Origin of the sequence: Methyloceanibacter sp., assembly GCF_041573655.1 — a bacterium.
Classification (GTDB): Bacteria; Pseudomonadota; Alphaproteobacteria; order Rhizobiales; family Methyloligellaceae; genus Methyloceanibacter.
This window is the reverse complement of sequence record NZ_JBFFQD010000011.1, coordinates 1-13,258: the sequence shown is the minus strand read 5'-3', so window position 1 is coordinate 13,258 and position 13,258 is coordinate 1. Positions and strand designations below refer to the sequence as shown.

The 13,258-nt window shown below is 62.2% G+C and carries 10 protein-coding genes; 4 read left to right on the top strand and 6 right to left on the bottom strand.

Annotated elements, in window-relative coordinates; translation table 11 throughout:
* Window positions 1–101 precede the first annotated feature (101 nt).
* Window positions 102–1,367 (bottom strand): calcium:proton antiporter, encoded by a 1,266-nt coding sequence (locus ABY454_RS04290; protein ID WP_372928941.1) that lies wholly within the window; start codon window positions 1,365–1,367, stop codon window positions 102–104.
* A gap of 73 nt (window positions 1,368–1,440) precedes the next feature.
* On the opposite strand from ABY454_RS04290, the gene ABY454_RS04285 reads away from it, so the two are divergent.
* Entirely contained in the window at window positions 1,441–1,866 is a 426-nt protein-coding gene (locus ABY454_RS04285) for an SgcJ/EcaC family oxidoreductase (RefSeq protein WP_372928940.1), read from the top strand.
* 33 nt (window positions 1,867–1,899) lie between these two features.
* Here ABY454_RS04285 and ABY454_RS04280 read toward each other — a convergent pair whose 3' ends face one another.
* The 5 genes from ABY454_RS04280 to ABY454_RS04260 all read right to left on the bottom strand — a co-directional run bounded on the left by ABY454_RS04280 (window position 1,900) and on the right by ABY454_RS04260 (window position 9,703).
* A complete protein-coding gene (locus tag ABY454_RS04280) occupies window positions 1,900–2,631 on the bottom strand; it encodes a class I SAM-dependent methyltransferase (RefSeq protein WP_372928939.1) in 732 nt (243 codons plus the stop codon).
* On the bottom strand, window positions 2,628–3,734 hold the full coding sequence (locus tag ABY454_RS04275) for a cache domain-containing protein (RefSeq protein WP_372928938.1): 1,107 nt from the start codon (window positions 3,732–3,734) through the stop codon (window positions 2,628–2,630). The genes ABY454_RS04280 and ABY454_RS04275 overlap by 4 nt, the downstream gene beginning before the upstream one ends.
* A 6-nt stretch (window positions 3,735–3,740) precedes the next feature.
* Window positions 3,741–5,060 (bottom strand): TAXI family TRAP transporter solute-binding subunit, encoded by a 1,320-nt coding sequence (locus ABY454_RS04270; RefSeq protein WP_372928937.1) that lies wholly within the window; start codon window positions 5,058–5,060, stop codon window positions 3,741–3,743.
* A 139-nt stretch (window positions 5,061–5,199) separates the two neighbouring features.
* The gene (locus ABY454_RS04265) at window positions 5,200–8,367 is read right to left on the bottom strand and encodes an efflux RND transporter permease subunit (RefSeq protein WP_372928936.1); all 3,168 of its coding nucleotides are present in this window, start codon (window positions 8,365–8,367) and stop codon (window positions 5,200–5,202) included.
* 16 nt (window positions 8,368–8,383) lie between these two features.
* Complete coding sequence (locus ABY454_RS04260; RefSeq protein ID WP_372928935.1) at window positions 8,384–9,703, bottom strand: efflux RND transporter periplasmic adaptor subunit; 1,320 nt, start codon at window positions 9,701–9,703, stop codon at window positions 8,384–8,386.
* Between the two features lie 266 nt (window positions 9,704–9,969).
* On the opposite strand from ABY454_RS04260, the gene ABY454_RS04255 reads away from it, so the two are divergent.
* Genes ABY454_RS04255 through ABY454_RS04245 form a run of 3 tightly spaced genes read left to right on the top strand, consistent with a single transcriptional unit; the run spans window position 9,970 to window position 12,992 of the window.
* Complete coding sequence (locus ABY454_RS04255; protein WP_372928934.1) at window positions 9,970–11,310, top strand: sorbosone dehydrogenase family protein; 1,341 nt, start codon at window positions 9,970–9,972, stop codon at window positions 11,308–11,310.
* 14 nt (window positions 11,311–11,324) lie between these two features.
* Window positions 11,325–11,951: an SGNH/GDSL hydrolase family protein gene (locus tag ABY454_RS04250; protein WP_372928933.1), complete on the top strand. Its 627-nt coding sequence runs from the start codon at window positions 11,325–11,327 to the stop codon at window positions 11,949–11,951.
* 57 nt (window positions 11,952–12,008) lie between these two features.
* Window positions 12,009–12,992 carry an SMP-30/gluconolactonase/LRE family protein gene (locus tag ABY454_RS04245; RefSeq protein WP_372928932.1) on the top strand — a complete coding sequence of 328 codons (984 nt, stop codon included), beginning with the start codon at window positions 12,009–12,011 and terminating at the stop codon, window positions 12,990–12,992.
* Window positions 12,993–13,258 lie beyond the last annotated feature (266 nt).

Sequence of the window (13,258 nt, the reverse complement as noted above, 5' to 3'; positions counted from 1 at the left end):
TGAGAGCGTCACCTCCAGATTTCAAACTGACACACTACCGTGCTTTGTTCCCCACAGCCCCCGGGGAAATGGCTGCATATCCACAACGGTGGGCCCTTGGTCTAAGGCTTGAAGATCAGCATCAGGTAGGCCGCGAAGAGCACCAGATGGACAAAGCCCAGGAGGATGTTCGTGGGCGCCCCTGAAAAGGTGATCATGCAGACAACCAGGGTGACCGCCAGCAGCACCATATCGACGGCGTTGAGACCGAGTTCTAGGGGCGTGCCCGTCAAGACACTGATGGCCAGCACCACAGGCACGGTCAGTCCGATGGTGGAGAGCGCGCTGCCGAGGCTGAGATTGACGGCGCGCTGCAACTGATCGCGCACCGCGGCGCCGATCGCCGCCGACCATTCCGGCGATAGGATCAGCACGGCGATCAGAACGCCGCCGAGTGCCGTCGGCAGGCCCAGCTGATCGATGCCGTGGTCGAGGATACTCGCCAACGGCTTGGATAACAGGACGACCGGCAGCAGCGTCGCGATCAGCAGCACGGCGTGATAGGGCCCCGAATAAACGGGCCCGTGGTGATGAGGTTCGGGACTTGCCGGCGCGGGCCGCTCGCTGCTCGCTGCCTTCCGACTCGGCTGCACGAAGAACGTGCGGTGCCGCGTGGTCTGAATGGTAAGAAATGCGACGTAGAGCAGCGCCGTTAGGGTCCCCAAAAAGATCGCCTGCTGCGTATCGAGCGTGGGACCAGAGGTGGATTTCGTGAAGGTAGGAAGCACCAACGCCAGGACGGCGAGCGGCGTGATCACGGCAAGGTAAGCCAGCGCGCCTTGCAGATTGTATTGCTGAACGACGTGCCGCAGGCCGCCGACCGCCAGCACCGTCCCCACCATGCCGTTCATCACGATCATCAAGATGGCAAACATGGTCTCCCGCGGCAGCGTGGGGTTTGGCGAGCCGCTGAGCATGACCGTGGCCAGGATCGCCACCTCCATGCTGATGACGGAAATGGTGAGGATGAGCGTGCCGTATGGCTCGCCGAGAATTTCGGCGAGCCCATCGGCATGACGCACGACGCCGAAGGCGCACCAGATCATCACGCCGAACAACCAGGCGAACATCAACGCCAACCAGGCTGTGCTATCCAATTCGACGGCCCAGTCTTTGCCGACCGTGTAGAAGATCACCGTGGTGATAACACCCGCGATCAGGCCAAGCTCGGAAAGGAGGCGCTCAGTGAACCCGCCAGGTTCGGGCGCGCGCGCTGTCCTCGCGGCAGCGGTGGACTTCGCCGCACGAGGGTTGGCCGCACGGGAGCGCGATGCCCTACGCGCCGTACGTGTCTTGCGCGCCGTGCGTGTCTTGCGTGGCTGGCTCATTCCTGCCCTTCTTCATTGACCTGGTCGGAACATTGCGACTCAATGCGCCAAAGTTCCCACGGGAGGAGGCCCCATGCCAAGCGATGACGAAATTGCCATACGCGCCGCTGTCAGCCAGTGGTTCGACGTGCTCAATGCCATGCTGAATGGCGATGCGGAACCCTTGGCGGCACTTTATTCCCACAATGATGACGTCACCTATATGGGCGCCGAAGGGACCTATCGGGTCGGCTGGTCCGCTACGTTCGCCGATTGGAAGGCACAGGCCAAGAAGGATATCGGAGGCTCCGCCGAGGGCCGCGACATCCACGTCGTGGTCAGCGGCGACTTGGCCACGGCGTCCCACCTCACCGTCAGCAGTATCGCCAATGCCCAAGGCGAGAGAACTGAGGTCACCGTGCGGGAGACCAGCGTCTTCCGCAAAGAGGACGGGGCCTGGCGGATGATCGCGCACCATGCGGATGCAATTCAAGATTTGGTCGAGGCGTTCGGAAACTAGCTGCCAGCTTCAGGATGCCGCCACTTCGACGGTTCAACGATCGTAACGGTAAACCGCGTACAAGCCGGGCGGATCGAGATAGACCTGCCGTGCTTCTGCAAAACCGGCCTCGCGGCCGAGCGTTAGCCAGGTCGAGGGACTCTCAGGCAGATCGCAGGTGGAGATGTGGTGAAACAGTTGATCCCACTCTTCAGGCGCAAGGAAAGTCCAGGCCGACCTGTTGAGGCGCGCGTAGCGATCAAGGTAGCCCTCGAAGCCCTCGCCTTCGAGCAGGATCGGCTCATAGATCATGAGGAACCGGCGCGTGGTTTCGCAAAGGGCCTGGAGCAGGTCGCGCTTCCCATCCGTCGTCAGGTGATGAATGGAGAGCCCGCACCAAGAAACGTCCGATGTGTGATGGCGCCCGGCCAACTCCGTCACAAAATCTGAATGATCGAGGTCGACGTCGAAGGGGACCCCTTCCAGATTTTTGGCGGCGAGCTCAAGCGCGGGCTGCGAGAGATCGATCCCCCGATAGTGGCGGACCTTGGTGTCCGCAAGGGCGCCTCGCATCTGCCCCGCATCGCCGCAGGCGATATCGAGAAGATCAATCGGCTCTGGAACCGACATCAGGGCACGGTGAAGAATGTCCCCGACCTGCCTATGGGCAAGGACGTTGTGATCCACGACCTTCTGATAGATCGACCACCCTTTTTGAAACTGCACGAGCGCGGCCTCGTCGTCGACCGTTCCGCCGAGCTCGATGTGGTGAAGGTGAATACTCAAGGCGACGCGGCCTCAGGGGCGCTGCGCAAGACGTGCCAAAGGAGATAGGCGAGCCCCATCGCTAGGAGCCCGGCGAGGATTCCGGCCGCAATGGCGATCCATGAGCGCTCAGTCCCGACGGCCTCCTCCTTATCGATCTCGGCCAGCAAGATCCAAGGCTGACCGCCGAAATTGACCGGCGCGTAGACCGAAAGGACGTCGATGCCGCGGTAGTCTTCGACGATGCGGGCGCCGCTCTTGCCGGCCCTGCCCTCGTGGATCGAAAGATTGTCGACCTCCACCTCCAGCAGCGTCGGTTTCTCGATGAAGCGTGACTGACTGCGCATCAGACCGTCCGGGCCGACCAGATAGGTCTCGCCGGTCTTCCCCATCCCTGCGGTGAATTGCATGAGCTCATTGAGGGGCTCGGCCGGAATCTGCACGGCGAACACACCGATGACTTGGCCGCCTTTGGTGATGGCATGGGCGGCAAATGCGGCCGGGTCGTCACCGCTCGGCGCATAGCGTGCGAAGTCGGAGAAGTCGACGGAGGCAGACGGGTTCACAATGGCGCGGTGAAACACCTCTCCCAGCGGGCTCTTGCGGTAGGGGCCCGTCTTGAGGCTGGTGGCGAAGTCGCGCTCCTTGGCCACACTGTAGATAATGTCGCCTCGCGGATTGATGAGGAAGAGATCGTAATAGCCGAAATGTTCGAGAAATTTCCGTGCCCAGCCGTGAAAGGCGCGGTGATATTGGCTGTAGTACGAGCCGTCGCCCGCTTCCAGGAGCTGCGCCCTCTCTTTGGGTGGGGCGGGATTCTCGTCGGTATAGAGCCGCGGCAATACTTTGCGTGCATCGGGGCCGTACGTCTTCCAGGCAAAGTTGAGCTTCTCCATGGCCTCAAGGACGCGCGGGTTCTCGCTGGCCGCGCGCACGTCAGACGCCATGGACTTCAGATAGTCCTCCAGCGCCGCCTGCCTGAGGTCGTGAAACAGGTGCAAGCGATCGAATGTGACACTCAGCGCCTCGTTGCCTTGGTGCCGTTCGACCAAAGCAGCTGTGGCAAGTCCCACTGCAAGTCCGAGAACCGACAGCAGAACGATTGAAATCAGCCGTCTCGCCATGCTTGCCTAGTCCTCAGTCGCTTGTTTGGTCGTCATCCGGGCAAACGCAGTACCAATTTCTTTCCGCTCTTGGCGCTCCAACTGGGCGCTGCGATCCTTGACCGCGTCTTCCACCGCGTCATAGGCGAAGTTGAACAGTGTGAACTCCGCGGTGTTGATCCGCCCCCGCTCCGTTTCATGCACGATGCGCCCCACGAACTCGGCGAGCGCGTTGTTACATTCGTCTAGCGTCCCGAAGTCTGGTGCGTTGCGCGCTCGGCGTCCTAGGGCGATCAGCTCGCGGTTATAGGCATCCATCACTTTCTTTCGTCGCCGGTTGGCAAGCTGAAGGTAGGCCGAGGCCGTCACCACAGCGATCGTGATCAAGAGCGCGATGGGCTCGGCGTTTTCCTGGATGAAGGACGGCTTGTCGCGATCCCAGAAGGCGCGCACGCCAGCATGGATCGGTACCAAGGTCTGGCCGCTTGCATCCGGCGTCGTGATCTGCCCGGCGATTGGCACAACCTCCATCAACTCGCGGCGATGCTCGAAAAGAACCGACGCGACCTTGGCGACCACATCGGGCGGCACTTGCTCACGCGCAAGCAAGAGCTGCTTGACCGAAATGGTCTGCTCATCGCTTCCGGGTATGGCGGGGCGCCCCTTATAGGAGCCTACGGGAATGCTGCCGGCCTCAAGGGCAGGGTGTCTGAGCTGTATCGCCGCGGCTTGAGGAATAGGAATGATGCGTCCGTTGACCTTCTGGATGAGTCGCAAGATCGATCTATCGCCTGGCGCGCGAATGCGAAACAGCGCGTCTACATCGCCGTTCATCAGCAGCCAATCGGTAGTGCGCTCGGTGCCGGTGAACGCCCGCAAACTCTCATTGGTCAGCGAGTAGTAGCTGGCGAGGAACCAAAATGCTTCGTACTCGCCGCTTTGCTCGGGCGGAAGCGCGATGCGCTTGCCGATTAGATCGGAGATCGAGCGGATACCGCTGTCGCCGCGCACCACGATCTGAAACGTATCGGGATAGAGTTCCGCCAGTAGGCGGGCTGAGCTTCCAGTCGCTTGATCAGCCTGGAGAGTCGCGAGCTGTACCGCGCCTTCATCGAGCAGCTTAGCGTTGTGCAGCGAGCCGCGAGTCTCGAAGACCTCAATCTTGATCTCCGGATAGTGCCGGGTAATGACCTTGCGAAGCGCCTCGGCGATCTGAAATGCCTGACTCGACTTTTGTCCCGCCGCCACCAGCAAGGTGTACTCGCGGGAGGTTTGCCAATACCAAAGGCTGGCGAGCGCCAGGCCCAGCAAGGCGATCATGACCAAGACGAACCTGCGTGTACCCACGTACCATCTCCTTGGCGCCCGCTCCGGCGTGCGCTGGGCGGCATTTTTGCCGCCTCAATATAGGCTTAGACAATAGCAGACAGCCTCTGCTCAAGGTCAAAATCGCATCTTTTCAGTGAATCGCGTGGCCTGAGTTGGCCTACTCGGCCGTGGTCGGGTGCTCGCTTTCCCGCCCCTTGGGCTTCGGCGCGAACTTTCGCACGACGACGTAGAAGATCGGCGTGAAGATTAGCCCGAAGGCCGTCACACCGATCATGCCGGAGAACACGGCCGTGCCCAGAGACTGGCGCATCTCCGAGCCCGCGCCCGTGGCGATGACAAGCGGAACGACGCCCAGGATAAAGGCGAGTGCCGTCATCAAAATGGGCCGCAAGCGCACGCGCGCCGCTTCGATGGCGGCTTGGAATCGGTCTTCGCCACGCTCCTCGTTTTGGCGCGCGAACTCCACGATGAGAATGGCATTCTTCGCTGCCAAGGCGATCAGCACCACAAAGCCGATCTGGCCGAGAATGTTGACGTCCATGCCGCGCAGCAATAGCCCGCTTACGGCCGCGAGCAGGCACATAGGCACGATGAGAACGACGGCGAACGGCAACCCCCAGCTCTCATATTGCGCGGCGAGCAGTAAGAACACGAAGACCACCGCCGCGCCAAACACGAATAGCGCCGTGCTGCCGGCCTCCTTCTCTTGATATGCAAGTTCCGTCCACTGGTAGGAATAGCCTTCCGGCAGAAGTTCGCTCGCGAGCGTCTCCATGGTCTCCAACCCATAGCCGGTGGAGTAGCCGGGCTTGGTCCCGCCTTGCACAGCGGCCGCCGGAAAGAGATTGAAATGCTGCACGCGATAGGGCCCGGTGATATCCCGGAACGAGGCTACAGATCCGAGCGGCACCATCTCACCGCTAGAATTGCGCGTCTGGAGCTGGGAGATGGCGTGCAGATCCTGCCGGAACTGGCCGTCGGCCTGCGCCGTCACGCGGTAGGTGCGCCCCAAGAAATTGAAGTCGTTCACGTATTGCGAGCCGAGATAGACCTCGAGAGCCTGAAACACATCGTCCGCGGTGACGCCCAGCATCTCGGCCCTGACCCGATCGATGTCCGCATAGACCTTCGGCGTGCGGGTATTGAAGGTCGTGAAGACGCGGCTAAGTCCGGGTTGCTGGTTGGCGGCACCCACGATGCTTTGCGAGACCTCCTCCAACTGCTCGAGCGGGGATCCCTTGGTGTCCTGCGCCATCATCTTGAATCCGCCGGTTGTGCCGATGCCGCGAACGGGCGGCGGCGAAATGCTGAGGACGAAAGCATCTCGAATGCCTGCGAAGCCTTGATTCAGCTTGCCAGCGATCGCTTGCGCGCTCAGTCCGTTTTTGGCGCGCTCCTTGAACGAATCGAGCGGCGTGAACACGACCGCGGAGTTTGGCGCCGTGGTGAACGTGGCGCCGTCCAAACCGACAATGGGCACCGCGTGCGCCACGCCCGGCGTATCCAGTGCAACCCGCGTAACCTGCCTAGCCACCTCATCCGTCCGCGCCAACGATGAACCCGCGGGCAATTGGATGATGTTGATCAGATAGCCGAGGTCCTGGTTCGGGATGAAGCCGGTGGGTGCGGAGCGGAACTGGAAGACTGTCAGTCCGATTAGACCGGCATAGACCGCGAGCATCACGCCGGAAATGCGCAGCAGCCGTGCGGTGAGCGCACCGTATTTGAAGGACACCCATTCGAAGCCAACATTGAACCAATGGAAGAAAAGGCCAATCCCGCGCGAAATTATGCTCTTACGCTGCTCGTACGGCTCGTGCGGCTTGAACAGGAGGGCGCAAAGCGCTGGGCTTAAGGTGAGCGAGACGACAAGCGAGATCAGCGTAGCCGTGGCGATCGTTACGGCAAACTGCCGGAAGAACTGCCCGAGGATGCCGCCTAGGAAGACAGTGGGAATGAACACTGCGCAGACTACGAGCGTCATGGCGATCAGCGCCGTTCCCACCTCGTCCATACTGCGATGCGCGGCCTCGCGCGGCGAAAGACCCTCACGAATGTTCCGCTCGACATTCTCAACAACGACGATCGCGTCGTCGACGACAATGCCGATCGCGAGCACGAGCCCGAAGAGTGAAAGGTTGTTCAGTGAATAACCGATCGCGGCCAGCACGGCGAGCGTGCCGATCAACGATACCGGAATGGCGATAATCGGAATGAGCGAGGCACGCCATGTCTGCAGGAATATGACGATCACGAGGACGACGAGAACGACCGCCTCGAGCATGGTCGTGATCACTGCCTCGATCGAATCGGAGATAAAGACGGTCGGGTTATAGACGATGTCGTAGCGCATGCCCTTGGGGAAGGCCTTGGCAAGCTCCTTCATCGTCGCCTCGACCACGTCGGCGGTCGCGAGCGCGTTCGAACCGGGCCGCTGGAAGATACCCATCGGGATGGCGACCCGCTCGTCGAGATAGCCGTTGCGGTTATAGTCCGCGGCGCCGAGTTCGACGCGGGCGATGTCGCGCACGCGCACCACGCGGCCATCCCCTTTGGACTTGACGATGATGTTGCCGAAGGCCTCCGGTGTGGTGAGACGGCCTTCCGTTTCGACGTTGAGCTGGAACGCGCCGGGCGGAGACGGCACCGGCGGCTGGTTGATAACGCCGGCGGCGACTTGCACGTTCTGCCCCCGCAGCGCATCGATCACGTCGCCGGCCGTGAGGCTTCGAACCGCAAGCTTATCGGGATCGAGCCAGACGCGCATGGAGTAGTCGCGCGCGCCGAAGATCGTCACGTTACCGACGCCGTCGATGCGCGAGAGCACGTCCCGCACGTGCAGCGTAGCATAGTTGGAGATGTAGAGCAGGTCGCGGCTGTCGTCGGGCGAACTCAGATGAATCACCATCATCAGGTCGGGCGACTGCTTGACGACCTGAACACCGAGCGAGCGGACCTCCTCCGGCAGGCGCGGCGTGGCGATGGCCACGCGATTCTGCACCAGCACCTGCGCCGTATCGAGATTCGTGCCGAGCTTGAACGTCACGGTCAGGGTCATGGACCCGTTACCGGTCGACTGCGACGTCATGTAGATCATGTCGTCCACGCCGTTCACTTCCTGCTCGATCGGCGTGGCGACCGTGTCGGCGACGATCTCGGCGGACGCGCCTGGATACTGCGCCGTCACCTGGATCGACGGCGGGGCGATGTCCGGATACTGCGCGATCGGCAGGCTGAAATAGGCCACGCCGCCGATCAGCGTGATCAGAATCGAGATGACCGATGCGAAAATTGGCCGGTCGATAAAGAAGTGAGAGATCTTCATTGCCGGGGCCGATCCGTCATCGCTGACTCAGTGGCACGGCCGAAGGCGGCTTGATCTCGCCTTTCTCGGGCGTGACCTTCTGGCCGGGGCGCGCGCGCAAGAGCCCGCTGATGATGATCTCGTCATCGGACGTGATGCCGCTTCGGATAATGCGCAAGCCGTCATCGGCGATCGAACCGAGTTCGACAGGCTTCGGCACGACCGTGCCATCTTCGGTGACCGTAAAGAGTAGCTTGACCGACTGGTCCGTGACCACCGACGCGTCGGGCACCAAGATCGTCGGCTTTTCTTGCGACAAGGGCACGCGCACACGGCCGAACTGACCGGGCGTGATAAACAGGTCTTCGTTAGGGAAGGAGGCGCGAACGCGGATCGTGCCGGACGAGCGGTCGTACTGATTGTCGACGAAATCGATCGCGCCTTTCAGCGGCCAATCGGTCTCGTCCATGAGCTGGCCTTCGACTTGCACTTCACTGCTGCGGGCGGACTGGAGCTCCCCCTTCTGAATGAGGCGCTTATAGGTCATGCCGTCGCCCTCGCTGACATTGAACATCAGCCAAATCGGATCCAGCGAGACAATGGTGGTCAGCAGCGTGGTCTCGCCCGTGCCGCCGACGATGAGATTGCCCACGCTGACCTCGTGCCGGCCAACCCGGCCCGAAACCGGCGCCAGCACGCGCGTATAGTCGAGATTGAGCTGCGCCTGGTTGACTGCGGCTTTGGCGTTGTCGACGGCGGCGATGGCACCTTTCACCTGCGCGGTCCGTTCGTCGAATGTCTGCTGCGAGGCATAGTCGTTCTTGCGTAGCTGCGCGGTACGCTCGAGCTGCACCTTGGCGAGATCGAGTTCGGCCTCGGCTTGCGTGAGCTGCGCCTTGGCGGACTCAAGCGCGATCTCGAAGGGCTGCGGCTCGATGACAAAGAGAAGGTCGCCCTTCTTCACGAGCTGACCGTCGGTGAAGTTGACGGATTCCAGATAGCCGTTCACCCGGGCACGTATCTCGACAGATTCCTTGGCCTCGAATTGGCCGGTGAAATCGCGCCACTCACGTAAGGTCTGCACCAGCGGCTTGGCCACGGTGACGGGCGGTGCGGGCGGTGCTCCGGCCTGCACTTGGGCCGTCTCGGTCCCTTGGGGCTCGATCAAGTAGCGATAGCCGATCGCCGCAAGCGCAAGGACCGCGAGGGTGATCAATAAGATGCGGCCGCTGGCATAGCCCGCCGCCGAGCTCTTGGTCTCCACGCCCTTGTCTTGGGAGGGCTTCTGTTCGGGCGTCTCGCCCCCGGCGCCCTTGCCGTCGCTCGCGCGCTTCGTGCTTTGGTTTCTTTGCTGCATCTTGGCTTCTCAAGGGGTGAGGCTGCCGAGCGCGAGGGTTGGGGCAACGGCATCAGGTCTCGACAGGAACGCTACCCCAAACAGCCAATCAAACCCAGAGGGCATTAGCGCACCGATACGCAAGCCTCGAGCACGATACCGCCCTTCCGGCCATGTCAGGGCGGCGATCACGCCATTTTGTCCCGCGTCCTGAGCAGGAGACATCTCGTGGCCGCCGCCAATGTCGCGCTATAGTGCGAACGCAACACAACCCCGAGGCCCTTCTTATGTCCGTCCACCTTGTAAGGCTTCTTGCCGCCGCCTTGGTTTGCCTTGTCCTGACCGGTTGCGGCGAGGAGGCAACGCTCCCGGTCGAGGCGGGGACCGGACCTGACCCTGAACTTCCGCCACCGGTGCAAACCGTCCTGCCGACGGTTGTGTTGGCATCCGCGAAAGGCTGGCCGGACGGCGCCGAGCCCAAAGCGGCATCAGGTTTGGAGGTCAAGGCCTTCGCCGAGGGGCTCGCTCACCCGCGCTGGCTGTATGTTCTTCCCAACGGCGACGTGCTGGTGGCAGAGAGTTCCGCGCCGCCCCAGCCCGGCCTCTCGCGCGGGCTCATGAACTGGCTCATGAAGCTGGGCATGCGGTGGGCCGGCGCCGGCGCCCCGAGCGCAAATCGCATCACGCTGTTGCGTGATGGCGACGGCGACGGCGCGGCCGAGATCCGCAAGACGTTTATTGCCGGCTTGAACTCACCCATCGGCATGGCTCTGGTGGATGACAGCTTCTACGTGGCCAACACGGACGGCGTTGTCCGGTTTCCGTATCGCGCGGGCGCAACCGAGATCAGCGCGAAGGGCGAGACGGTCGCCGGCCTTCCTGCCGGCCCGGTCAATCTCCATTGGGTGAAGAACATCGTCGCCAGTCCTGACGGCGCACGCCTCTACGCCGGCGTCGGCTCCAACAGCAATCTGGGCGAGCGTGGCATGGAGAACGAAGAAGGCCGCGCCGCGATCCATGAGATCGACTTGGCGACCGGCACTTCCCGCCTCTTCGCCGACGGCCTGCGCAACCCGGTCGGGCTCGCGTTTCATCCGACGAGCGGGGCGCTGTGGACCACGGTCAACGAACGGGACGAACTCGGCAGCGACCTCGTGCCGGATTACATGACCACGGTGAAGGACGGCGGCTTCTATGGCTGGCCGTATAGCTACTACGGCACGCATCTGGATCCGCGCGCGCGGCCACAGCGGCCGGACCTCGTCGCCAAGGCCATCGTGCCGGACTATGCGCTCGGACCGCACACCGCCTCGCTCGGGCTTGCTTTCTATGACGGCGATCTGTTCGCCGAGCGCTATCGCGGGGGCGCCTTCATCGGCCAGCATGGTTCGTGGAACCGCAACCCGCCAAGCGGCTACAAGGTGATCTTCGTTCCCTTCGTAGGCGGGCGCCCATCCGGCAAACCGGAAGACATTCTGACGGGCTTCTTGAGCGAAGACGGCGACGCCTATGGCCGGCCCGTGGGCGTGGCCGTGGAAAAGTCCGGGGCATTGCTTGTCGCCGACGATGTCGGCAATACAGTGTGGCGCGTGAGCCCCGCCGGTTCCGCTCATGCGGCCGGTCATTAATGTCTTGAGGGAAAATGAAATCCATTCTCTGTTTCGGTGACTCGATTACTTGGGGCTACAACCCGAAGAATGGCACGCGCTATCCGCCCGAGGATCGCTGGCCCCGCGTCTTCGAAGCCGCCGCTCAGGGCCGCGCCCGGGTGATCGAAGAAGCACTGAACGGACGCACCACGGCCACGGACGAGCCCACCCGCCCTTGCCGGAACGGGCTCGCGATGTTTCCTGCCCTGCTGGAGGCCCATGCGCCGCTCGATGTCGTCATCATCATGCTCGGTACCAATGACAGCGCCCCGTGCTATGGCCTGACGGCGGGTCGAATAGCCTTCAACTGCGTCGCCCTGATCCGCGCGGTGAATGCCAGCCTTTCGGGTCCGGGCGGGTCGACGCCGAAAATGGTCCTGATCGCACCGCCGCCGCTTGGCTCACTCAATGCGGAGATGTCCCTGCTCTATTCGGGTGGCCAAGCCACGTCGCGCGGCCTGGCGGCAGCCTACGACTCCATTGCGAAACGGTTCGGCATCTCATTCATTGACGCTGGGAAGATCATCAAGGTGAGCGCCGTCGACGGCGTGCATCTCGACCGAGAAGATCAGCGTAAATTGGGGCAGGCCGTCGCGGACGTGGTGACGCCGCTCCTGTGAGGTTCACGGTCCGAATACGGTATTCCGCTAGGGTTTTGGTGCGAGGAGAGACGAACCATGGCTCAGGCTCCAGGCGACGGCACGCCCTTCGTGGCCCATCGCGACAAATTCCACAAAATCCTTGGGCCTGACTTCCAGCGGCCCGTCCTGATTGAAACCAACGCTCACGAAGGGCCGGTCTACGTGGCGCGTGAGCATGCGCTCTATTTCACGACGGTGCCGGAACCGGGGCCTAGCAACATCGCCATCATGCGCCTCCAACTCGGCGGCGAGCGGTTTCCCTTCACGCCCCTCTCGCTGGAGACCGTGCGCCAGCCATCGAACATGGCGAACGGCATGACGCTCGACCGCAAGGGGCGGCTGGTGATCTGCGAGCAAGGTACGCGCACCGAGCCAGCTCGCATCAGCCGCATGGACCTTAAGACACGCGCGCTGGAGACAGTGGTCGATCAGTGGCGCGGGCTACATTTCAATTCGCCGAACGACGTCGTGGTGAAGTCGGACAAAACGGTGTGGTTCACCGATCCGAATTACGGGGAGATTCAGGGTTTCAAGCCGCCCCCGGAGATCGGTGCCTTCGTCTATCGTCACGACCCAGCGACAGGCGAAACGGCCGTTGTGGCCGATAGCTTCAACAAGCCGAACGGCCTGGCGTTCTCGCCGGACGAGAGCGTGCTCTACATTACCGACACCGGCGCGAACCAAGCACCCGGCACCTATTTCGTGGACCTGCCGCATCACATCCGGGCCTTCGATGTCCATGGACAGCATTTGCGGAACGGTCGGCTATTTGCCGTGGTGAGCCCAGGCTGTCCGGACGGCATCAAGCTGGACACGAAGGGCCGCGTCTATACCTCGTCCGCGTCCGACGTGCAGGTGTTCACGCCCCAAGGAGATCTCCTCGGCGAGATCATGGCGCCGGGCGTTGCCAACTTCACCTTCGGCGGGCCGAAGAACGACGTTCTGTTTATCCTCGGCGACACGAAGATCTGGCAGGCTAAGGTTGAAGCGAAGGGCGTCGACACGGCGAGAGCGTCGTGATCACCGAGGCTCAATACAGACAATATGTTGCGGACTTTAATGCTGCATGCGCCGGCGACCGGTCCGGCTTTGGCGCGTTCTTTGACAAATGGTGCGAACCGGACGCCGTGTTCGAGTACATCCCGATGGCAAAACGAAACACCGGCAAGGACTCGGCGGTTTTTCCTGGAAGCACGTACACGGCATCATGTCCGAGCAAATCCGCGAACACACGTCGTTTCTGACATCGGAGACTGAGATCGCAACGGAAGCGCCAATAGACTTCG

Bases quoted from the DNA above. Each gene is read 5' to 3' on its own strand.
- ABY454_RS04290 (WP_372928941.1), bottom strand. From the start codon at position 1,367: ATGAGCCAGCCACGCAAGACACGCACGGCGCGCAAGACACGTACGGCG.
- ABY454_RS04285 (WP_372928940.1), top strand. From the start codon at position 1,441: ATGCCAAGCGATGACGAAATTGCCATACGCGCCGCTGTCAGCCAGTGG.
- ABY454_RS04275 (WP_372928938.1), bottom strand. From the start codon at position 3,734: ATGGCGAGACGGCTGATTTCAATCGTTCTGCTGTCGGTTCTCGGACTT.
- ABY454_RS04265 (WP_372928936.1), bottom strand. From the start codon at position 8,367: ATGAAGATCTCTCACTTCTTTATCGACCGGCCAATTTTCGCATCGGTC.
- ABY454_RS04260 (WP_372928935.1), bottom strand. From the start codon at position 9,703: ATGCAGCAAAGAAACCAAAGCACGAAGCGCGCGAGCGACGGCAAGGGC.
- ABY454_RS04255 (WP_372928934.1), top strand. From the start codon at position 9,970: ATGTCCGTCCACCTTGTAAGGCTTCTTGCCGCCGCCTTGGTTTGCCTT.
- ABY454_RS04250 (WP_372928933.1), top strand. From the start codon at position 11,325: ATGAAATCCATTCTCTGTTTCGGTGACTCGATTACTTGGGGCTACAAC.
- ABY454_RS04245 (WP_372928932.1), top strand. From the start codon at position 12,009: ATGGCTCAGGCTCCAGGCGACGGCACGCCCTTCGTGGCCCATCGCGAC.